This window comes from Streptomyces sp. NRRL S-31, from assembly GCF_000718775.1.
Lineage (GTDB): Bacteria > Actinomycetota > Actinomycetes > Streptomycetales > Streptomycetaceae > Streptomyces.
Genome location: NZ_JOCB01000090.1, coordinates 16,558 through 35,332, shown reverse-complemented (window position 1 = coordinate 35,332; position 18,775 = coordinate 16,558). Strand labels below are relative to the sequence as shown.

Annotated in this window: 18 protein-coding genes and 1 pseudogene; 9 read left to right on the top strand and 10 right to left on the bottom strand. The window is 73.9% G+C overall.

The genetic code is table 11. The features are described 5' to 3' along the window. Positions 1–642, bottom strand: a 642-nt coding sequence (locus tag IF37_RS0129575; RefSeq protein WP_030749182.1) for a maltotransferase domain-containing protein, incomplete at its 3' end; no start/stop codon positions are given. 108 nt (positions 643–750) lie between these two features. Continuing rightward, on the bottom strand, positions 751–1,050 hold the full coding sequence (locus tag IF37_RS0129570) for a DUF5133 domain-containing protein (protein WP_030749179.1): 300 nt from the start codon (positions 1,048–1,050) through the stop codon (positions 751–753). 301 nt (positions 1,051–1,351) lie between these two features. Between IF37_RS0129570 and IF37_RS0129565 the strand changes: the two genes are divergently transcribed. Together IF37_RS0129565 and glgX are read left to right on the top strand one after the other, a co-directional pair. Continuing rightward, complete coding sequence (locus IF37_RS0129565; RefSeq protein WP_030749176.1) at positions 1,352–1,864, top strand: hypothetical protein; 513 nt, start codon at positions 1,352–1,354, stop codon at positions 1,862–1,864. Next, entirely contained in the window at positions 1,861–4,047 is a 2,187-nt protein-coding gene (gene glgX / locus IF37_RS0129560) for a glycogen debranching protein GlgX (RefSeq protein WP_030749173.1), read from the top strand. The genes IF37_RS0129565 and glgX overlap by 4 nt, the downstream gene beginning before the upstream one ends. 38 nt (positions 4,048–4,085) lie before the next feature. Here glgX and IF37_RS0129555 read toward each other — a convergent pair whose 3' ends face one another. Further along, positions 4,086–4,895, bottom strand: a complete 810-nt coding sequence (locus IF37_RS0129555; RefSeq protein ID WP_030749171.1) for a VOC family protein — start codon at positions 4,893–4,895, stop codon at positions 4,086–4,088. A 129-nt stretch (positions 4,896–5,024) separates the two neighbouring features. On the opposite strand from IF37_RS0129555, the gene IF37_RS0129550 reads away from it, so the two are divergent. Beyond that, complete coding sequence (locus IF37_RS0129550; RefSeq protein WP_030749169.1) at positions 5,025–5,339, top strand: ANTAR domain-containing protein; 315 nt, start codon at positions 5,025–5,027, stop codon at positions 5,337–5,339. 1 nt (position 5,340) lies between these two features. Here IF37_RS0129550 and IF37_RS0129545 read toward each other — a convergent pair whose 3' ends face one another. Beyond that, positions 5,341–6,132, bottom strand: a complete 792-nt coding sequence (locus IF37_RS0129545; protein ID WP_030749168.1) for an RNA polymerase sigma factor SigF — start codon at positions 6,130–6,132, stop codon at positions 5,341–5,343. A 461-nt stretch (positions 6,133–6,593) separates the two neighbouring features. Between IF37_RS0129545 and IF37_RS0129535 the strand changes: the two genes are divergently transcribed. Continuing rightward, positions 6,594–7,118: a hypothetical protein gene (locus IF37_RS0129535; RefSeq protein WP_030749166.1), complete on the top strand. Its 525-nt coding sequence runs from the start codon at positions 6,594–6,596 to the stop codon at positions 7,116–7,118. A gap of 52 nt (positions 7,119–7,170) precedes the next feature. Here the strand turns inward: IF37_RS0129535 and hemC are convergent, their stop codons facing one another. The 3 genes from hemC to IF37_RS0129520 form a co-directional block, all read right to left on the bottom strand. After that, positions 7,171–8,106 carry a hydroxymethylbilane synthase gene (gene hemC, locus IF37_RS0129530; protein ID WP_030749164.1) on the bottom strand — a complete coding sequence of 312 codons (936 nt, stop codon included), beginning with the start codon at positions 8,104–8,106 and terminating at the stop codon, positions 7,171–7,173. A gap of 408 nt (positions 8,107–8,514) precedes the next feature. After that, positions 8,515–9,480: an ATP-dependent DNA ligase gene (locus IF37_RS0129525; RefSeq protein WP_030749161.1), complete on the bottom strand. Its 966-nt coding sequence runs from the start codon at positions 9,478–9,480 to the stop codon at positions 8,515–8,517. A 130-nt stretch (positions 9,481–9,610) separates the two neighbouring features. Next, positions 9,611–11,083 (bottom strand): MFS transporter, encoded by a 1,473-nt coding sequence (locus IF37_RS0129520; RefSeq protein ID WP_030749158.1) that lies wholly within the window; start codon positions 11,081–11,083, stop codon positions 9,611–9,613. A 202-nt stretch (positions 11,084–11,285) separates the two neighbouring features. Here IF37_RS0129520 and IF37_RS0129515 point away from each other — a divergent pair, with 202 nt between their 5' ends. Next, on the top strand, positions 11,286–11,936 hold the full coding sequence (locus tag IF37_RS0129515) for a TetR/AcrR family transcriptional regulator (protein ID WP_030749155.1): 651 nt from the start codon (positions 11,286–11,288) through the stop codon (positions 11,934–11,936). A 64-nt stretch (positions 11,937–12,000) separates the two neighbouring features. On the opposite strand, the gene glpK is transcribed toward IF37_RS0129515, so the two are convergent. Beyond that, positions 12,001–13,515, bottom strand: a complete 1,515-nt coding sequence (gene glpK / locus IF37_RS0129510) for a glycerol kinase GlpK (protein ID WP_030749152.1) — start codon at positions 13,513–13,515, stop codon at positions 12,001–12,003. 44 nt (positions 13,516–13,559) lie between these two features. Beyond that, positions 13,560–14,327 (bottom strand): IclR family transcriptional regulator, encoded by a 768-nt coding sequence (locus tag IF37_RS0129505; RefSeq protein WP_030749149.1) that lies wholly within the window; start codon positions 14,325–14,327, stop codon positions 13,560–13,562. Positions 14,328–14,509: 182 nt separating this feature from the next. On the opposite strand from IF37_RS0129505, the gene IF37_RS0129500 reads away from it, so the two are divergent. The 4 genes and pseudogenes from IF37_RS0129500 to IF37_RS39855 all read left to right on the top strand — a co-directional run bounded on the left by IF37_RS0129500 (position 14,510) and on the right by IF37_RS39855 (position 18,235). Continuing rightward, positions 14,510–14,935 (top strand): ATP-binding protein, encoded by a 426-nt coding sequence (locus tag IF37_RS0129500; RefSeq protein WP_030749146.1) that lies wholly within the window; start codon positions 14,510–14,512, stop codon positions 14,933–14,935. 71 nt (positions 14,936–15,006) lie between these two features. Next, a complete protein-coding gene (locus IF37_RS0129495; protein ID WP_030749144.1) occupies positions 15,007–15,387 on the top strand; it encodes a membrane protein in 381 nt (126 codons plus the stop codon). Then, entirely contained in the window at positions 15,384–15,851 is a 468-nt protein-coding gene (locus IF37_RS0129490) for a peroxiredoxin (RefSeq protein ID WP_030749142.1), read from the top strand. The genes IF37_RS0129495 and IF37_RS0129490 overlap by 4 nt, the downstream gene beginning before the upstream one ends. 52 nt (positions 15,852–15,903) lie before the next feature. Further along, a pseudogene (locus IF37_RS39855) lies at positions 15,904–18,235 on the top strand (SpoIIE family protein phosphatase). On the opposite strand, the gene IF37_RS0129480 reads toward IF37_RS39855, so the two are convergent. Further along, complete coding sequence (locus IF37_RS0129480) at positions 18,236–18,670, bottom strand: cupin domain-containing protein (RefSeq protein WP_030749140.1); 435 nt, start codon at positions 18,668–18,670, stop codon at positions 18,236–18,238. It lies immediately after the preceding pseudogene. Positions 18,671–18,775 lie beyond the last annotated feature (105 nt).

Genomic DNA, 18,775 nt, shown 5'->3' with positions numbered 1-18,775 from the left:
GGGGGTGCCCTCGGAGCGGGGGAAGAACTCGTACCAGGAGCCGTACAGGGCGCGTTCGCGTTCCACCAGCAGCGGCATCGGGTCGGAGGCGGTCACCAGTTCCCGCAGCGGGTGCCGGGCGAGCACCGCCTCCACCTGAGGCGCCAGCGCCGCCTTCAGCCGGTGGTGGACCGACCGGCGGTCGTCGCCGAGGGCGCGCGCGGCGGCCAGGACCAGGTCGCGCCCGGGCCCCTTGGGCACTCCCGCGGCGGCCCGCCCGTACAGCTCGGCGCCCTCCTCCAGGACCAGGCCGGTGTCGATCCCGGCCGGCACCTTCACCGACGCGGTGTGCCGCCAGGTCGCCAGCGGATGGCTCCACGCCTCCACCCGGAAGGTCCAGCGCCCCGTCGTGTCCGGGGTGACCTCGGCGCCCCAGCGGTCGGTGCCCGGGGCGAGTTCCCGCATCGGGGTCCAGGGGCCGCGCCGGCCCGTCGGATCGCGCAGGACCACGTTGGCGCCCACGGCGTCGTGCCCTTCGCGGAACACGGTGGCCGTGACCTCGAAGGTCTCCCCGGCCACCGCTTTCGCCGGGCGTCTGCCGCACTCGACGGCCGGCCGGACGTCGCGTACCGGTACACGGCCGATGGCCGGGGTCCTGCGCATGTGTGTCACCTCCGCCGTGCGCGAAGCCGGGCGCCCGGCCCGGCTCCGCGATCCGATAGCCGGGCCGGCCTGCGCCGGCCCGATGGGAACGCCTTGTACGGTGCCAGGTCAGGGGCTTGGCGCCGTGGAACGCCGCTCCGAAGGCGGCGCGCTTCCGGCCGCCCGACGCGGCTGCGGCCGTCCGTCCTGCTCGCGCAGGTACGTGACCGGATTCGTGCGGAGATAGCGCTCGGCCGCGTCCGCGGCCTCGCGGGCGCAGCGCTTGCCCATCAGCACGCACAGCGTGTAACCCGAGTCCTCGAAGGTGGCCCTGACCGTGCGGTCGTGCGGCGAGGCGAGCATCACGCGCTCCCACGCCCGGTAACGCCGCAACTGCCGGGCCACCTCGGCCTTGGCGGGTAGCAGCATGGCCCTCTTCACCCTCCACGCTCTCGACTGGGCGCGTTCCCGACGGTCGGGTGGTGTCCGGGCACGGAGGGGCACGGCACCGTTACGGCGATCGAGGCTTTCACTTATGGTGCACGCGCGACGACGCAGCGTCTTGTTGGATCTTCAATCAGATGGGGGTGTCGGGGCTCGTGTTGCACGAATGGCGTAGTGCCCGCACCGTGGAGGTGACTCAGAAGCGAGAACCGCTCACGCTGTGTGTCCGGAACCGTTCCGGACGGGCGAGGGGAGCGAGAGCTTCGCCGGTGAGGAGCAAGCGACGATGAAGACCGCAGTGCCCTGCTACTACCACCTCGACGTGGAAGTCAGCCCCGAACGGGTCGGACAGGTCAGCCGCATCCTGGCCGCCCATCTCCGCCACTGGGACCTCGACAACCTCGTCGACCCCGTCTGCCGCGGCGCCGAACTGCTGTTGCGGGCGATCGACGCGCACGCGACGGACAAGCACACCTCGATCGAGATGTGGTGGAACCGCCAGCACCTCATCACCGCCTTCGGCGACGACGACCCGGACCTGCGCCCCGATCAGGACCTGCGCGCCTGCCTCGCGGACATCGCCGCCATGAGCGACGGCTGGGGCTGCTGCGCCTCGGACACCGGCAGCAAGATCATCTGGTTCTCGCAGCGCGCTCGCGCCGGCGAGCGCGTCCCGCTGGTGCCCGTCGCCCCCGCGCCCACGCTGCGCACGGATCTGAAGGTCCCCCGCGAGGAGCCGGTGGCCGTGCTGGCCGCGCGGGCGCCCGCCGGTGACGACGCCCTGGAGGGCAGCCGGTGAGCCGCCGCCGGCCCCGCGCGGGGGTGCCCGTGTGGAGCGGGCACCCCTACCCGCTGGGTGCCTCGTACGACGGGCAGGGCACCAACTTCGCGCTCTTCAGCGAGGTCGCCGAGGGCGTGGAGCTGATCCTCGTCGACGACGCCGGCCGCCGGACATCCGTGCCGCTGCACGAGGTCGACGGCTTCGTGTGGCACGCCTACCTGCCCGGCACCGGCCCGGGACAGCGCTACGGCTACCGGGTGCACGGACCGTGGCAGCCCGCGCTCGGCAACCGGTGCAACCCGGTGAAGCTGCTCCTCGACCCGTACGCCCGGGCCGTGGACGGCCAGATCGACAACCACGCCTCGCTCTACGAGCGCGCCCCGGACGGACCCGCCCCGGCCGACAGTGCCGGGCACTCGATGCTGGGCGTGGTCACCGACCCGTCCTTCGACTGGGGCGACGACCGCCCGCCCCGGACGCCGTACGCGGACTCGGTGATCTACGAGGCCCACGTCCGCGGCCTCACCCGCACCCACCCCGAGGTCCCCGACCGGCTGCGCGGCACCTACGCCGGGCTCGCGCACCCCGCCGTGATCGAGCACCTGACCTCGCTCGGCGTCACCGCGGTGGAGCTGATGCCGGTGCACCAGTTCGTCCAGGACGGCGTGCTCCAGGACCGCGGCCTGTCCAACTACTGGGGCTACAACACCATCGGCTTCTTCGCCCCGCACAACGCCTACGCCGCCCTCGGCACCCGCGGCCAGCAGGTCGACGAGTTCAAGGCGATGGTGAAGGCGCTGCACGCGGCCGGCCTGGAGGTCATCCTCGACGTGGTCTACAACCACACCGCCGAGGGCAACGAACGCGGCCCCACGCTGTCCTTCCGGGGCATCGACAACGCCTCCTACTACCGCCTGGTCGACGGCGACTGGGCGCACTACTACGACACCACCGGCACCGGCAACAGCCTGCTGATGCGCCACCCCTACGTGCTTCAGCTGATCATGGACTCGCTGCGGTACTGGGTCACCGAGATGCACGTCGACGGCTTCCGTTTCGACCTCGCCGCCACCCTGGCCCGGCAGTTCCACGAGGTCGACCGGCTCTCGGCGTTCTTCGACCTGATCCAGCAGGACCCGGTGATCAGCCGGGTCAAGCTGATCGCGGAGCCGTGGGACGTGGGCGAGGGCGGCTACCAGGTGGGCAACTTCCCGCCGCTGTGGTCGGAGTGGAACGGCAGGTACCGGGACGCCGTACGGGACTTCTGGCGGGCCGAGCCCGGCTCGCTCGGCGAGTTCGCCTCCCGGCTCACCGGCTCCGCCGACCTGTACCAGCACAACCGGCGCCGGCCGCGCGCGAGCGTCAACTTCGTCACCGCGCACGACGGATTCACGCTGCGCGACCTGGTGTCGTACAACGACAAGCACAACGAGGCCAACGGCGAGGACAACCGGGACGGCGAGAGCCACAACCGGTCCTGGAACTGCGGGGCGGAGGGCGACACCGACGACCCGGCCGTGCTGGAACTCCGCGCCCGCCAGCAGCGCAACCTGCTGGCCACGCTGCTGCTCTCGCAGGGCATCCCGATGCTCTGCCACGGCGACGAACTCGGCCGCACCCAGCGGGGCAACAACAACGCCTACTGCCAGGACAACGAGACCTCCTGGGTGGACTGGGACCTCACCGACGAGCAGCGCGCGCTCACCGACTTCACCCGGCGTCTGATCGGCCTGCGCGCCGCGCACCCGGTGCTGCGCCGCCGCCGGTTCTTCCGCGGCGAGACCGTGACCAACGCCAGACAGCCGCTGCCCGACCTGGTGTGGCTCAGGCCCGACGCCCGCGAGATGACCGGCCGGGACTGGCAGCGCGGCGACGCGCACTCGGTCGGCGTGTTCCTCAACGGCGACGCCATCGCCGAACGCGATCCGCAGGGCCGCCGCATGGTGGACGACTCCTTCCTGCTGCTGGTCAACGGCTACTGGGAACCGGTCGGCTTCCGGCTGCCCGACGCCTCGTTCGGCGAGCGCTGGACCACGCTGGTCGACACCGCCGAGCCCGACGGCGTCCCCGACGAACGCGAGCACAAGGCCGGCACGCGGCTCCGCGTGGAGGCACGCGGCCTGGTGCTGCTGTCCCGTCCGTCGCGCGCCGCGCGAAGTGTCCGGGCGGTGTCCCGTCCGTCGCGCGCCGCGAAGAAGTGACCGGGGCGAAGAAGTGACCGGGCCGCGGCGCCCGGAGATCAGAGGGCGCCGTGCGCCGTCACCGTGAACTGCGCCCCGTCGGCGTCCCGCAGGATCGCCTCCCGCTCGCTCTCCCTCAGCACGCTGCCGCCGTGCTTCTCCGCCGTGCGCGCGCACCCCGGCACATCGGCGACCGTGAAATGGACCTGCCAGTGGGGGCGGACGGAGGGGTCCGGGGCGGCCTCCACCGCGCCGGAGTCGATGCGCGCCACCACGTCACCCTCGCTGCGCAGCAGCACCTCGCCGCCGTCGTACTCCACCTCGCAAGCGCCCGGCCGCCCGGTCGCCCAGTCCAGGACCTCGCCGTAGAAGATGGCGGCGTCGAAGGCGTCACGGGTGTGCAGCCGCACGAAGGTGGGCGCCGCGTGCCGCCACGCCTCCCAGTTGGTGACCAGTTCCCCCTGCCAGATCCCGAACGTGGCGCCGTCCCGGTCGGCGAGCAGCGCCGCCCGGCCGGGCGGGAAGGACAGCGGCCCGACCGCCGCCGTGCCGCCGCGCTCCCGCACCCGGGAGACCGCGACGTCCGCGTCCGGCACGGCGAAGTACGGGGTCCAGGCCACCGCCATCTGCCACATGGAGGCGACGGCGGCGATCCCGGCGACCGGGACCCCGTCCGCCAGGGCGATCCGGAAGTGCTCGCCGAGCTTGGCGCCACGCCAGCGCCAGCCCAGGACGGCGGTGTAGAAGTCCTGGGTGGCTCGCAGGTCCCTGCTGGTCAGGCTCACCCAGCAGGGCGCGCCGAAGACGGCGTGGGTGGAGACGACTTCTTTCCTGCGCGGTCCGTGGCCGGCGGGGCTGTCGTGGGTCATGGCAGTCGCGTCCTGCTCTCGGGGCCGGGCGGCCACCGGTCTGGCACCAGTGTCCGTCCGAACGGGGTGGAATGGCCTGTCGAGTACCCCGGGTGGCAGGGGTGCAAGGCTCCCGCGCACGATGGAGGGATGGGAGAGAGCGAGCCGGACCGGATCGCCGCCTTGCAGGCGGAGGTCGACCAGCTGAAGGAGGCCATGACCTCGCACGCGGTCGTGGACCAGGCGATCGGGATGGTGGTGGCCCTCGGCCGCGTCACTCCGGACCAGGGCTGGCAGGTGCTGCGGGAGGTCTCCCAGCACACCAACATCAAGCTGCGCCATGTCTCGGAGCTGATCCTGATCTGGGGCCGGCGCGGCGACATCCCGCCCGACATCCGCTCCGAGCTGGAGGCGGCCCTGGACCGCTACGGCCCCGTGCAGGTCCCCGGCACGGAGGGGGAATAGGTCAGCGGGCCTCCGCGAGGAGTTCCTCGCGCAGCCGGTCGAAGCAGCCGCTGAGCAGCCGCGAGACGTGCATCTGCGAGATCCCCAGCTGGTCGGCGATCCGGCTCTGCGTCATGCCGCGGAAGAACCGCAGGTAGAGGATGGTGCGCTCGCGCTCGGGCAGCGCCTCCAGGCACGGCCTGACCGCCGCCCGGTCCACGACCAGGTCGAATCCCGGGTCCGGTTCGCCCAGGGAGTCCCCGAGGGCGTAGCCGTCGGTGCCGGCCACCTCGGCGTCCAGGGACAGCGCGGAGAAGCACTCCAGCGCCTCCATCCCGGTGCGCACCTCGTCCTCGCTGAGGCGTGTGTACGCGGCGATCTCGGCGACGGTCGGCGCCCGGCCCGCCGTGGTCTGCGCCAGCTCCTTCACGGCGGACCTGACCCGGTTGCGCAGGTCCTGAACCCGGCGGGGCACGTGCAGCGTCCACATGTGGTCCCGGAAGTGGCGCTTGATCTCCCCGGTGATGGTGGGCACCGCGTACGCCTCGAAGGCGCGCCCGCGCTCGGGGTCGTAGTGGTCGACGGCCTTGACCAGACCCAGCGCGGCCACCTGGTACAGGTCCTCCAGGGCTTCGCCACGGCCGCGGAACCGCACCGCGATCCGCTCGGCCATGGGCAGCCACAGCCGGACCAGTTCGTCCCGGAGCGCCTGGCGCTCGGGGCCGTCGGGCAGCTCGGCGAGGCGTTCGAAGGACGCGCTCGTGTCCGGGGCGTCGTCGTGGGGATGGGGCTTGGTGCTGCCAGTGACACGCATCGCGCGCACCTCTTTCGGCAGGTGCTGGATGGACAGACACCGTGGGAGGTGCGCTCGGACCACAAGAAGGACATCGGGGCACCCGGCGACGGCCGGTTCCCACGGACGTGCCTCCTGTCCGAAGCACTGCTGTCCTGATTCCCTCTATTGGGCATCTCAAAACAAATCAGTACAAACAGACCTCTTTGTTCGCGGTCAGGATCCGCCTTGGTTCCCGGTCGGCATCCACCCCGGCCCCGGCCTCCGCGCCGCCCGCCCGCCCGGCCCGCCGATCTCGCCGCGGACGTGATGTGCGGCACGCGCGTGTACCCGGCCGAAAGTGCCCGGGAACGATTCCTCCTGGGCAGCGCTTGATCACCGATCGGAGCGGGTGAAGCACCCGGCAAGGGCGCATTCGGCTCATTTGACAGTGCGCTGAGCGCACAGATAGACAGCGGCTCTCCCAGGTCGAGAGGGGCACTGTGTACGAGCCGAACGTGGTCGGTGACTGGCAGGAGTACGAGGAGCATGCCGGTCTGCGGGTCCGCGTCCACCGCCTGGAGGCCGCCGAGCCACCGCGCGGACGGGACGACGCCGCCGCCGGGCTGACGTATTTCAGTGTCCGGGTGACCGTCGAGAACCGGGGCGCGCGGCACCGCGGCATCCACCTGGAGGACGGGCAGATCGACGTCCGCGTCGGCCCGGACGGCGAGGGCGCCTTCATCGACTGGCGCAACTCCCAGTTCATCGAGGGCTTCGACGTCCACCCGCTGCGCCGGGCCACCGCCGTGGTCTACGCCGCCGCGCCCGAGGCCGCCCTCACCCACGTGGACGTACAGGTGCAGCTGCGGGTGGACGACGAGTGGGCCGACCGCCGGCTGTGGGCGGGCGGCATCGGGGTGACGGAGCCGACGGCCGCGGCCGCTCCCGCGGGCACCGGGCAGGGCGGCCTGGCCCACCAGGTCTCCGTCTTCCTGAAGGACCAGGCGGAGCCGGGCTCCGCCTGACCCGCACGGCCGCGCCGCCCGGACGCCCGGGGCGGCGCACGCCGTACGGCGCTCAGTGCGGGATGCCGTCGATGATCTCGCGCGCGCCCTGCCGCAGCAGCGCCACCGCGACCGAGGTGCCGAGCGTGGCCGGGTCGAGCCGGCCCGCCCACTCGTGGGCGTTCAGCCGCGTCTTGCCGTCCGGGGTGAACACGCAGGCGCGCAGCGAGAGCTCTCCGCCGCGGTCCACGCGCGCGTACCCGGCGATCGGGCTGTTGCAGTGGCCCTGGAGCACGTGCAGGAACATCCGCTCGGCCGTCGCCTCCCGGTGGGTGTCCGGGTCGCCGAGCCCGCTGACCGCGTCGATCACCGCGGTGTCGTCCTCCCGGCACTGGAGCGCGAGGATGCCCGCGCCGATCGGCGGCATCATCTCCTCCGTCGACAGCACCTGGCTGATCACGTCGCTCCGGCCGATCCGCTCCAGGCCGGACACCGCCAGCAGCAGCGCGTCCGCCTCGCCCGCGGCCAGCTTCTCCAGCCGGCGGTTGGCGTTGCCGCGGAACGGCACGCACTCCAGCTGCGGGTGGGTGGCGGCCAGCTGGGCGATCCGGCGCACCGCGGAGGTGCCGATCCGGGTTCCGGCCGGCAGCTCGTCCAGGGTCAGCCCGTCCGGGTGCACCAGCGCGTCCCGGATGTCGTCCCGCTTCAGGAACGCGGCGAACACCGTGCCGGCGGGCAGCGGCCGGTCGGCGGGCACGTCCTTGACGCAGTGCACCGCGAGATCCGCCTCCCCGGCCAGCAGGGCCGCGTCCACCTCCTTGGTGAAGGCGCCCTTGCCCTCGACCTGGGACAGGTCGCCCAGCCACTTGTCGCCGGTCGTCTTCACCGGGACCACCTCGGTTCGCAGGCCCGGGTGCAGCGCGGTCAGCTCGGCCCGGACCCGCTCGACCTGGGCCAGGGCCATGGGCGAGTCACGGGAGACGATGCGGATCAGTTCCGGTGCAGACATGCAGGACACCATAGACCCTGGGGCGGGAACGGGCCCCGCGGACCCTGGGCGCGTGAACCGGGCCTACCGCAAGGCGCGTTCACCCCAGGGGGCCCTGGCGGCCCTGGCGGCCCTGGCGGACCAGGGGGACCTGGCGGCCCTGGCGGACCAGGGGGACCTGGCGGACGAGGCGGCCCTGGCGGACCAGGGGGACCTGGCGGACGAGGCGGCCCTGGCGGACCAGGGGGACCTGGCGGACCGGGCGGACCGGGCGGACCAGGCGGACCTGGCCCGTCCTGGGGGACTTGGCGGACGAGGCGGACGAGGCGGACCAGGGGGACCAGGGGGACCGGGCGGACCTGCCGCCCCTGCTGGACCTGGCCGGACCTGGCGTACCGGCAGCCGCTTCCGCCCCTTCCGCACCGCGGGTCAGCCCCCCGGGCCCGGTTCGGCCGGCAGGTCCGCCGCCGACTCCTCCGGCGTGAGGTCCGGGCGCAGCCGCAGCCAGGACGGCTGGCGCAGCATCCCGTTCCGGGTCCGGGTGCTGTAGCGGACCTCGCCCACCAGCCGGGGCACCACCCAGCGCGCCCCGGTGACGCGTGGCGCCGGAGCGAAGGGGCACCGGTCGCTCGCCGCGTCCCGCAGCAGTTCCGCCAGCCGGACGCGTTCCGCCTCGCTCCAGCCGGTGCCGACCCCGCCGACGTGGCGCAGCCGGCCGTCCGCGTCGCGCTGGCCGACCAGGACCGCGCCCGGCAGGCCGGTCAGCCGGCCCTTGCCGGGCAGCCAGCCGCCGACGATCACGTCCTCGGCGCGCATGTTGCGGATCTTGATCCAGGCGCGGGAGCGGACCCCGGGCTCGTACACCGAGTCCAGTCGCTTGCACACCAGCCCTTCCAGGCCGTGCTCCTGGGTGGCGCGCAGCGCCTCGGCGCCGTGCCCGGTCACGGCGCCCGGCGTCGACCAGTGCGGCCCGGCCAGGCCGAGCCCCTCCAGCCGGGCCCGCCGCCGGACGTAGGACAGCCGCACCAGTGGCTCCGCCAGGTACGGCACGTCGAACAGGACCAGGTGCACGGGCACCCGGGCGGCCTGGCGCGCCGCCCGCGCGGGGGCGTGCGCGAGGCCCATCCGGCTCTGGAGCAGCTGGAAGTCGGCCCGGCCCCGCTCGTCCAGGGCCAGTACCTCGCCGTCCAGCACGGCGGGCGTGGAGCCGAGGACCGAGCCCAGTGGCCGGAGTTCGGGGTAGGCCGCGGTGATGTCCTCGCCGGAGCGGGCGCGCAGCAGCACCCGGCCGTCGCCGGGCAGGTAGACCATCACCCGCTGGCCGTCCTGTTTGGTCTCGTACGCCCACCGCCGGTCCTGGGCGGCGGACGGCAGACGGCCGGGGGTGGCGAGCATCGGCGCGATGAGCGGCAGGGGCGGGGCGGTCACGGCAGAAGTTCTCGACCGGCCCCCGCGCGCTCACGCGCCTTTCCCGCCCGGTTCCCCTGAACGGGCCCCGCCGCGCCGGCCCGGGACGGGACCGCTGTCAGCCGACCCGCTCGGCCGGCGCCCCGGTGGCCGCCGGAACGGGCGCGAGGCCGGCCGGGCGGTGCCGGGGGAGGAACGAGGCGAGCAGGAAGGCGAGGACCGCCGCGCCCGCGCCGCACGCCAGGACGGCCTTGAAGCCGTTCTCGGAGGGCAGCGCGTGACCGCCGAGGCTGACCGTCATCTGGGCCAGGAGCACGCCCGCCACGGCGCTGGCCACCGAGGTGCCGATCGACCGCATCAGCGTGTTGAGGCTGTTCGCGGCGGCCGTCTCCGAGGCCGGGACCGCGCCCATGATCAGGGCGGGCATGGCGCCGTAGGCGAAGCCGACGCCCGCGCCGATCACACAGGAGACCAGGATCAGGTGCCAGACCTCGCTCATCAGCACGATGTCGAGGCCGTACCCGACGGCGACGATCACCGCTCCGGTCATGAGCGTGACCTTCGGGCCCCGGGACTTGGTGATCATGGCGGAGACCGGTGCCATGGCCATCATCACCAGGCCCTGCGGAGCCATCACCAGACCCACGGTGAGCATGGACCTGCCGAGGCCGTAGCCGGTCTGCGTGGGCAGCTGGAGGAGCTGCGGCAGCACGAGGGACATCGCGAACATCGCGAAGCCGAACGCGATCGAGGCCAGGTTGGTGAACAGCACCTGGCGGCGGGCTGTGGTGCGCAGGTCCACCAGCGGCTGCGCCGTCCGCAGCTCGAAGAAGCCCCAGGCCACGAGGGCCACGACGGCGAGCGCGAACAGGCCGAGGGTGCTGCCGCTGCCCCAGCCCCAGTCGGCGCCCTTGGAGACGGCGAGCAGCAGCGAGACCAGCCCGACGGCCATGCCGAGCGCGCCGGCCAGGTCGAACCGGCCGCCGGTGCGCACGGCGGATTCCGGCACCAGGCCCAGCACCAGCGCGAACGCGACGACGCCCAGGCTCGCAGAGGTCCAGAACAGCACGTGCCAGTCGTAGTGGTCGGCGAGGAACGCCGCGGCGGGCAGCCCGAGGGCGCCGCCGACACCGAGCGAGGCGCTCATCAGCGCGGTGGAGCCGGCCAGCTTCTCCGGCGGCAGCTCGTCGCGCATGATGCTGATGCCCAGCGGGACCACGGCGGCGGCGAGACCTTGCAGCGCGCGGCCGACGATCATCGGGACCAGCCCGTCGCTGAGCGCGCACACCGCCGAGCCGGCCACCAGCAGCACCAGGCTGACCAGCAGCATCCGCCGCTTGCCGAACATGTCGCCGAGCCGGCCGGCCACGGGCGTGGCGACGGCGGCGGCCAGCAGGGTGGCGGTGACCGCCCAGGCGGCGTCGGACGCCGAGGCGTGCAGGTAGACGGGCAGCTCGGGAACGATCGGGATCACCAGGGTCTGCATCAGCGACACGGTGATACCGGCCAGGGCCAGCACCGCGACCACGGCACCGGGCCGTACGGATGCGGAACTGCCGGCCGCGGTGGGCCGGACGGGGGCGTCGGGCATGGAGGGAACCTTCCGGGGAGCGCATGTTTAAGTCAACTGCTTGACTTACTGTAGCGAGCCGGGAGCGGGTCCGTGCGGGGGAGGGCGGGAACGCCCCGTAGGCTTGCCCCCGCTGGACCTCGCCGCTCCGGCCGAGGACCCGGGGCGGAGTGCGGGACGGCCCGCCCCCGGGGGTGGTGCGCGTCCCGGAGCGGTGGTGAGCATGGCGCGCAGGACGGCGCGGGCCGAGCAGGTGAGCGCGACGCGGGAGGCGATCCTGACCGCGGCCGAACGGCTGTTCGCCGAGCACGGCGTGTACGCCGTCTCCAACCGCCAGGTCAGCGAGGCGGCCGGCCAGGGCAACAACGCCGCCGTCGGCTACCACTTCGGGACCAAGGCCGACCTGGTCCGCGCGGTCGCCCGACGGCACGCCGAGCACATCGAGAGGCTCAGGGAGCGCGCCCTGGAGGCGGCCGGCGACTCGTCCGACGTGCGCGACTGGGTCCGCTGCCTGGTCCGCCCGGTCACCGAGCACCTGGCCGGGCTGGGCAGTCCCACCTGGTACGCCCGCTTCTGCGCCCAGGCGATGACCGACCCGGCGCTGCACGAGATCATGGTCGAGGAGTCCCTCGCCTCGCCTGCGCTGCGCGAGGCGGTCCGGGGCCTGAACCGCACCCTTCCGGAGCTGCCGCCCGAGGTCCGAGCCGAGCGCGGCCAGATGGTCCGGCTGCTGATCCTGCACACCTGCGCCGAGCGGGAGCGGGCCCTCGCCGAAGGCACCCCGACCCCGCGCGCCACCTGGAGCGAGGCCGCCACGGGGCTCGCCGACGCGATCGTCGGCCTGTGGCTGGCCCCGGTCGGCACCGGCCGCTGACCGGCCGGCCACGCGACGGCGCGCGGGCGGCGTACGGGGCGCGGGCGCGGCGCCGCCGGGCCGGTCAGGGGGACCGGGGCGGCCTGACCCACCCCAGGGACCGTTCGACGGCCCGCTGCCAGTCCTCGTACTCCGCCGCCCGCCGCGCGGGGTCCATGGCGGGCAGCCACTGGGCGGCCCGGTGCCAGTTGCGCCGCAGCACCTCCAGGTCCGGCCAGTAGCCGGCGGCGAGCCCGGCCGCGTAGGCGGCGCCCAGGGAGACCGTCTCGGCGACCATCGGCCGTACCACCGGCACGTCGAGCACGTCCGCCACGAACTGCATGAGCAGGTTGTCCGAGGTCATGCCCCCGTCGACCTTGAGTTCCCGGAGGGCGACCGAGGAGTCGGAGTTCATGGCGTCGACGACCTCCCGGGTCTGCCACCCCGTGGCCTCCAGCACGGCCCGCGCCAGGTGGCCCTTGGTGATGTACGAGGTGAGACCGACGATGACCCCCCGCGCGTCACTGCGCCAGCGGGGCGCGAACAGGCCCGAGAAGGCGGGGACGATGTAGCAGCCGCCGTTGTCCTCCACCGTCCGCGCCAGGGTCTCGATCTCCGGGGCGCTGCTGATCAGGCCCAGGCGGTCACGGAACCACTGCACCAGCGAGCCGGTGACCGCGATCGACCCCTCCAGCGCGTACACCGGCGGCTGCTCGCCGATCCTGTAGGCGACGGTGGTCAGCAGTCCGTGCCGGGAGCGCACGACGTCGCCGCCGGTGTTCAGCAGCAGGAAGCTGCCCGTCCCGTAGGTGCACTTGGCCTCGCCCGGCGAGAAGCAGGTCTGGCCGAAGAGGGCGGCCTGCTGGTCGCCGAGGGCGGCCGTGATGGACACCTCCGGCAGCAGCGCGCGGGCCTCGCCGTACCGCTCCGCGGACGAGCGGATCTCGGGCAGCATCGCGCGGGGCACGCCGAAGAAGTCCAGCAGTTCCTCGTCCCAGGTGAGCGTGTGGATGTTCATCAGCATCGTGCGGCTGGCGTTGGTGGCGTCGGTGATGTGCAGACCCCGGCCGGCGCCCCCGGTGAGGTTCCACACCAGCCAGCTCTCCATCGTGCCGAACAGCACCTCACCCTCCTCGGCGCGCTGTTCGACCCCCTTGACGTTGTCGAACAGCCACCTGATCCGCAGCGCCGAGAAGTACGTCGAGGGCGGCAGGCCGCACCGCTGGAGGAAGAACGCCTCCCCGGGGCGCTGCCTGAGGTCGTCGACCAGGGGTGCGGTACGGGTGTCCTGCCAGACGATCGCCCGGCCCACCGGGGCGCCGGTCCGCCGGTCCCAGAGCACCGTCGTCTCGCGCTGGTTGGCCAGCCCGATCGCGACGACCTGCCCCTGGTCGACACCGGCGGCGGACAGGGCCTCGGGTACGACCCGGCGCAGGTTCTGCCAGATCTCGACGGCGTCGTGCTCCACCCATCCGGGCCGGGGGAAGTGCTGCTGGTGCTCCCGCTGCGCGACCGAGACCAGCCGCCCCCGGTGGTCGAACAGGATGCACCGGGTCGAGTTGGTGCCCTGATCGACGGACATCACATACCGTTCGGCCATGATCGGGTCTGCCTTCCGACGGATCGAGGGGCGGCTGTCCTGGCCTACCAGCGCGCGGCTCCCAGGTCTCTGGAGACCGCCCGCGCGGCCTCACGGATCAGGCTGATCAGCGCGGGGCGGGGGTGACCCTGGCCGTCGCAGATCCGCTCGACCGGCCCGGACAGTCCGATCGCGCCCACGACGAGACCGCCGTGCCCGCGGATCGGCGCGGCGAGCCCGGCCTCGCCCATGCTCATCTCCTGGACCTCGGCGGCCCAGCCGACCTCCCTGACCGCGGCGAGCGCCCGGGTGAGCCGCTCGGGGTCCACCAGCGTGTGCCGGGTGTACGCCTCCAGCCCCGGCTCGCGGTCCGGCTCGACCACGGCGGTCCCGTAGGCCAGGAGCACCTTGCCGAGGGAGGAGGCGTGCAGGGGCAGCAGCGCGCCCACGTCCAGGGTCTGGAAGGTGTCGTCCGGCCGGAACACGTGGTGGACCACGAGCACCTGGCCCTCCAGGGGGGTGCCCAGCCGTACCGCCTCCCCGCTGCGGGCGGCCAGCGCGTCGGCCCAGTTCAGGGAGCGTGACCTCAGCTCGTTGACGTCCAGGTAGCTGGTGCCCAGATGCAGCAGGGCGGCGCCCAGCTGGTACTTCCCGGTCGCCGCGTCCTGCTCCACGAAGTCCACGTGCTGGAGCGTGCGCAGAATGCCGTGCGCGGTGCCCTTCGCCAGCCCCAGGGAGGCGGCCACCTCGCCGAGCCCGAGCCGGCGGGGTCCGCCGGCGAGCAGCCGCAGGATCGCCGCCGCCCGTTCGATCGACTGGACTGGGCCGGCCATGGTGCGAGCCTATTACCGCTGCGCACGGTTCGCCCCACGGGGCGACGGGACGGCCCGGCACCGCGTCGTTCGGTAATGCCGACCTCTGTTCATTGACCCGCCCGGTTTGTCTCCCTAGGTTGGCGTGAGGTCCGGATTGCGGCGTCGCGCCGGACCGGCAGCACACACCATCGGGAGAGAAAATGGTGGCTCAGCTCAACACGCTGCTACGGGTGGCATGCGAACACGTGTGTCCGGTGCCACCCGTCGCCGGGGCGGTCTGTGCCGTGCGTCGGCGGGCGGCGGCGCTCCTCGCCGACTGGAGCGTGTCCCCGGAGATCGTCGAGGACTCGCTGCTCGTGGTGTCGGAGCTGGTCACCAACGCCATCCTCCACGCCCGGCCCCCGGCCGAGCTGCGGCTGTCCTGGGTGAGCGACGACCGCGGCGGCACCCTGCGCGTGGAGGTCACCGACGGGGGACCGGCGTACGCGGCGGGGCAGACCCTCGCCGGCGTCGACCCCGACGAGCACGGCCGGGGCGAGGCGATCGTCCACGCCCTGGCCACGCGTCACGGCCTGCGGGTGCACTCCGGCGGCATCACCCGCTGGGCCGAACTCGTCACGCCCTGAGCCGGGGCGGGCGGTCACCGCTGGGCTTACCGTCGAGTAATATCCGGCGGCAGGCCACCAGAGGAGGAACCGTGTCCCGGTCCGAACGCTCACCCCTGCTGCTCGCCGGTCTGCTGGCGGGCATGGGGGTCGCCCACTTCGCCGTCCCCCGGCAGTTCGACGCGATCATCCCCCGGCAGCTGCCGGGCTCGCCCCGGGCCTGGACGTACGGCAGCGGGGTCGTCGAGCTGGCCCTGGCCGCCGGGATCGCGGCACCCCGCACCCGCGCCGCGGCGGCGAAGGCGGCCGCCGCCTTCTTCGTCGGGGTGTTCCCGGCGAACGTCCAGATGGCCGCGGACTGGCGCCACCGGCCGGCGCCGCTCCGCACGGCGGCCCTGGCCCGCCTGCCCTTCCAGGTGCCCCTGGTGCTGTGGGCGCGCGGCGTGGCCCGGAACGGCAAGGGGCGGTCGTGACCGAGCGCGTCGCCGTCGGGGACACGGTGGAGGACTTCGCCCTGCCCGACGAGACCGGAACCCCCCGCCGGCTCACCGACCTGCTGGCCGACGGCCCGGTCGTCCTGTTCTTCTACCCCGCCGCCCTCACCCCCGGCTGCACCAACGAGGCATGCCACTTCCGCGACCTCGCCGCGGAGTTCGCCGCCGCCGGCGCCCGGCCCGTCGGGATCAGCGGGGACACCGTGGAGAAGCAGCGGGAGTTCGCCGGCACCCACCGCCTCGGCATGCCGCTGCTCTCCGACGCGGACGGCACGGTCCGCGAGCGGTTCGGCGTCAGACGCGGCTTCTCCCTGGCCCCGACCAAGCGCGTCACCTTCGTGATCGCAGAGGACCGCACCGTCCTGGAGGTCGTCCGCAGCGAGCTGCGCATGAACACGCACGCCGACCGGGCCCTCGCCGCCCTCCGCGCCCGGCAGGGCTGAGGCGCCCCCCCGCGGCTTGATGCACCGGGGCGATCGGAACATGCTGGGGCATATGGATCCTGCCGTCGCCATGGCGCTCCTCGACGCACGGGGCACGGTGACCGGGTGGGGCGAGGGCGCGCGATCGCTCACCGGGCACCGGGCCGCGGACGTCGTGGGCCGGCCGGCGGCGGAGCTGCTGGCGGAGCCCCCCGCCGCCGCCACCCTCGCCGCCGGCTCGGGCGTCATCGCCCTGCGGCACCGGGCCGGCCACCGGATCGAGCTGGCCGTCACGGCCTGCCCGGTCGCCGGCGCCGACGGGACGCCCGCCGGCTACGTCGTCACCGCCGGCCCGCCCGGCGCCACCCTGGCCGCCCAGGCCTTCGAGCAGGCGTCCATGGCCATGTCCGTCTTCGACCTCCAGCAGCGTTACCTGCGGCTCAACGACGCCGCCTGCAAGGTGATGGGCGCCTCCGAGGCCGCCCTGGCCGGCCGCCGCTTCCCGGACACCGTCGGTGACGCCGACTACTACCAGGGCTTCCTGCGCCACCTCCGCGAGGTCGCCGAGACCGGCCGGCCCGTCCGCTACGAGAGCTTCGCCGGGGCTCCCACCCTGCACCGGGAACATCTGTGGAGCATCGAGATGTGGCCGCTGCGCGCGGGTTCCGGCGAGCTGACCGCGGTCGGCATCGCCGCCTTCGACAACACCGAGCAGTACTGGGCGCGCCGCCGCCTCGCCCTGCTCAACGAGGCCTCAGCGGGCATCGGCACCACCCTGGACGTCGTCCGCACCGCCGAGGAACTGGTCGGACTGCTCGTCCCCCGGTACGCCGACTTCGCCAGCGTCGACCTGCTCGACTGGGTGCTCGGCGCGGAGGAGCCGCCGGCCCTCCCGGACAGCGGTGCCGAGATGCGCCGGGTCGCCCACGGCTCCACCCGGCCCGGCAACCCCGGGGCGGCGCTGGCCATCGGCGAGAAGCACGTCTACGAGCCGGCCCTGCCGCCCGCCCGCGCCCTGTGCGAGGGCCGCGCGGTGCTCAGCCGGGCCGACGACCCGGAGATCGTCCGGTGGCTCGCCGAACGCGACGCGCGCTCGCCCGGGGGCAGCCGCTACCGGCAGGGCGTCCACTCCGTGCTCGCGGTGCCGCTCCGGGCCCGCGGCACCACCCTGGGCGTCGCGGTCTGCGTCCGCATGGCCCACCCGGACGACTACGGCCCGGACGACGCCGTCTTCGCGGAGGAACTCGCCAGCCGCGCCGCCGTCTGCGTGGACAACGCCCGCCGCTTCGCCCGGGAGCGGTCCACGGCCCTCGCCCTCCAGCACAGCCTGCTCCCGAGCGGTCTGCCCGGACAGGCCGCGGTCGAGGTGGCCCACCGCTACCTGCCGTGCGGATCGGTGGCCGGCATCGGCGGCGACTGGTTCGACGTCATCCCGCTCTCCGGCGGCCGGGTCGCCCTGGTCGTGGGAGACGTGGTGGGCCATGGCATCCGGTCCTCGGCCACCATGGGCCGGCTGCGGACGGCCGTGCGCACCCTCGCCGACGTCGACCTGCCCCCCCGACGAACTCCTCACCCACCTCGACGACCTGGTCACGCACCTCGCCGCCGACGGCAGCGGCGAGGAGATCGCCGAACTCGGCGCGACCTGCCTCTACGCCGTCTACGATCCCGTCTCGCGCCGGCTGGCGATGGCCGCGGCCGGCCATCCCGCCCCGGTCGTCATCCTGCCCGGCGGCACCGCGGAGTTCGTCCCCATGACCGCCGGGCCGCCGCTCGGCGTCGGCGGCCTGCCGTTCGAGGCGACGGAACGGGAACTGCCCGAGGGCACGGTCGTCGGCCTGTTCACCGACGGCCTGATCGACTACCGCGGCCAGGACCCGGACGGCGCCGCCGACGGCCTGCTCCGGGCGTTCGACGGCCCCGCCGGCTCCCTCGACGACCTCTGCGACGACGTCCTGAAGGCCGTCCTGTCCGACCAGCCCCGCGACGACGTGGCGCTGCTGCTCGCCCGCACCCGGGCCCTCGGCGCCGACCGGGTCGCCACCTGGGACGTCCCGCCCGACCCCGCCCACGTCGCGGTCGTCCGGCAGGCGGCCGGCGAGCGGCTGACCGCCTGGGGGCTGGAGGAGGCCGCGTTCGTCACCGAACTCGTCGTCAGCGAACTCGTCACCAACGCCATCCGGTACGGCGAACCGCCCGTCCAACTGCGCCTGATCCGCGACCGGGCCCTCATCTGCGAGGTGTCCGACGCCAGTTCCACCTCGCCGCACCTGCGCCGGGCGCACGTGTACGACGAGGGCGGCCGGGGGCTGCTGCTCGTCGCCCAGCTCACCCGGCGCTGGGGCAGCAGACAGACCGCGGCGGGCAAGACCATCTGGGCCGAACAGCCGCTGCCCGAGGGCTGATCACTCGAACGGGCACCCCGGGTTCGCCGCGTCCCGCGAGAACGGCGAGCCGTGCGGCAGTACGTACAGCACGTCGAGGACGAGCGGTGTGCCGCCCAGGTTGCGGCCGATGTGGACGTAGCCGGAGCCGGACGGCTCCCGGATCGACGCGCCGGTGCGGTACACGCCGTCCGAGGCGCAGGCGGAGTCGAAGTGGCTGAGGGTGCCCTGCCGTACGACGCCGTAGAGCGGGCCGTCGTGGTAGTGCCAGCCGGTGCTCTGGCCGGGCGGGATCGTCACCTCGCGGAGTATGTAGTCGGTGCCGCCGACGGTGGTCTGGCCGAGGATCCGGCCCGTCACTCCGGGCCCCGCCGGGGTCGCCCCGGCAGAGCCGCAGGTCAGGACGGCGGCGGCGGTCAGTACGGCGGTCACGGCGGTACGGAGTGCGGTGCGCATGCGGGAGCCTTTCGGGGAGCGGGCGGATACCGCCGCGAACATACGGGCCGAGCGGGCGCGGCGGGGGCGGAACGCGGTGATCCGGATGGCCGGCCCGCGCCCGGA

What these genes read in the sequence shown, in the direction of transcription:
- IF37_RS0129570 (WP_030749179.1), bottom strand. Translation starts at nt 1,050, where the DNA reads ATGCTGCTACCCGCCAAGGCCGAGGTGGCCCGGCAGTTGCGGCGTTAC.
- IF37_RS0129565 (WP_030749176.1), top strand. Translation starts at nt 1,352, where the DNA reads ATGAAGACCGCAGTGCCCTGCTACTACCACCTCGACGTGGAAGTCAGC.
- IF37_RS0129555 (WP_030749171.1), bottom strand. Translation starts at nt 4,895, where the DNA reads ATGACCCACGACAGCCCCGCCGGCCACGGACCGCGCAGGAAAGAAGTC.
- IF37_RS0129550 (WP_030749169.1), top strand. Translation starts at nt 5,025, where the DNA reads ATGGGAGAGAGCGAGCCGGACCGGATCGCCGCCTTGCAGGCGGAGGTC.
- IF37_RS0129545 (WP_030749168.1), bottom strand. Translation starts at nt 6,132, where the DNA reads ATGCGTGTCACTGGCAGCACCAAGCCCCATCCCCACGACGACGCCCCG.
- hemC (WP_030749164.1), bottom strand. Translation starts at nt 8,106, where the DNA reads ATGTCTGCACCGGAACTGATCCGCATCGTCTCCCGTGACTCGCCCATG.
- IF37_RS0129525 (WP_030749161.1), bottom strand. Translation starts at nt 9,480, where the DNA reads ATGCTCGCCACCCCCGGCCGTCTGCCGTCCGCCGCCCAGGACCGGCGG.
- IF37_RS0129520 (WP_030749158.1), bottom strand. Translation starts at nt 11,083, where the DNA reads ATGCCCGACGCCCCCGTCCGGCCCACCGCGGCCGGCAGTTCCGCATCC.
- IF37_RS0129515 (WP_030749155.1), top strand. Translation starts at nt 11,286, where the DNA reads ATGGCGCGCAGGACGGCGCGGGCCGAGCAGGTGAGCGCGACGCGGGAG.
- glpK (WP_030749152.1), bottom strand. Translation starts at nt 13,515, where the DNA reads ATGGCCGAACGGTATGTGATGTCCGTCGATCAGGGCACCAACTCGACC.
- IF37_RS0129505 (WP_030749149.1), bottom strand. Translation starts at nt 14,327, where the DNA reads ATGGCCGGCCCAGTCCAGTCGATCGAACGGGCGGCGGCGATCCTGCGG.
- IF37_RS0129500 (WP_030749146.1), top strand. Translation starts at nt 14,510, where the DNA reads ATGGTGGCTCAGCTCAACACGCTGCTACGGGTGGCATGCGAACACGTG.
- IF37_RS0129480 (WP_030749140.1), bottom strand. Translation starts at nt 18,670, where the DNA reads ATGCGCACCGCACTCCGTACCGCCGTGACCGCCGTACTGACCGCCGCC.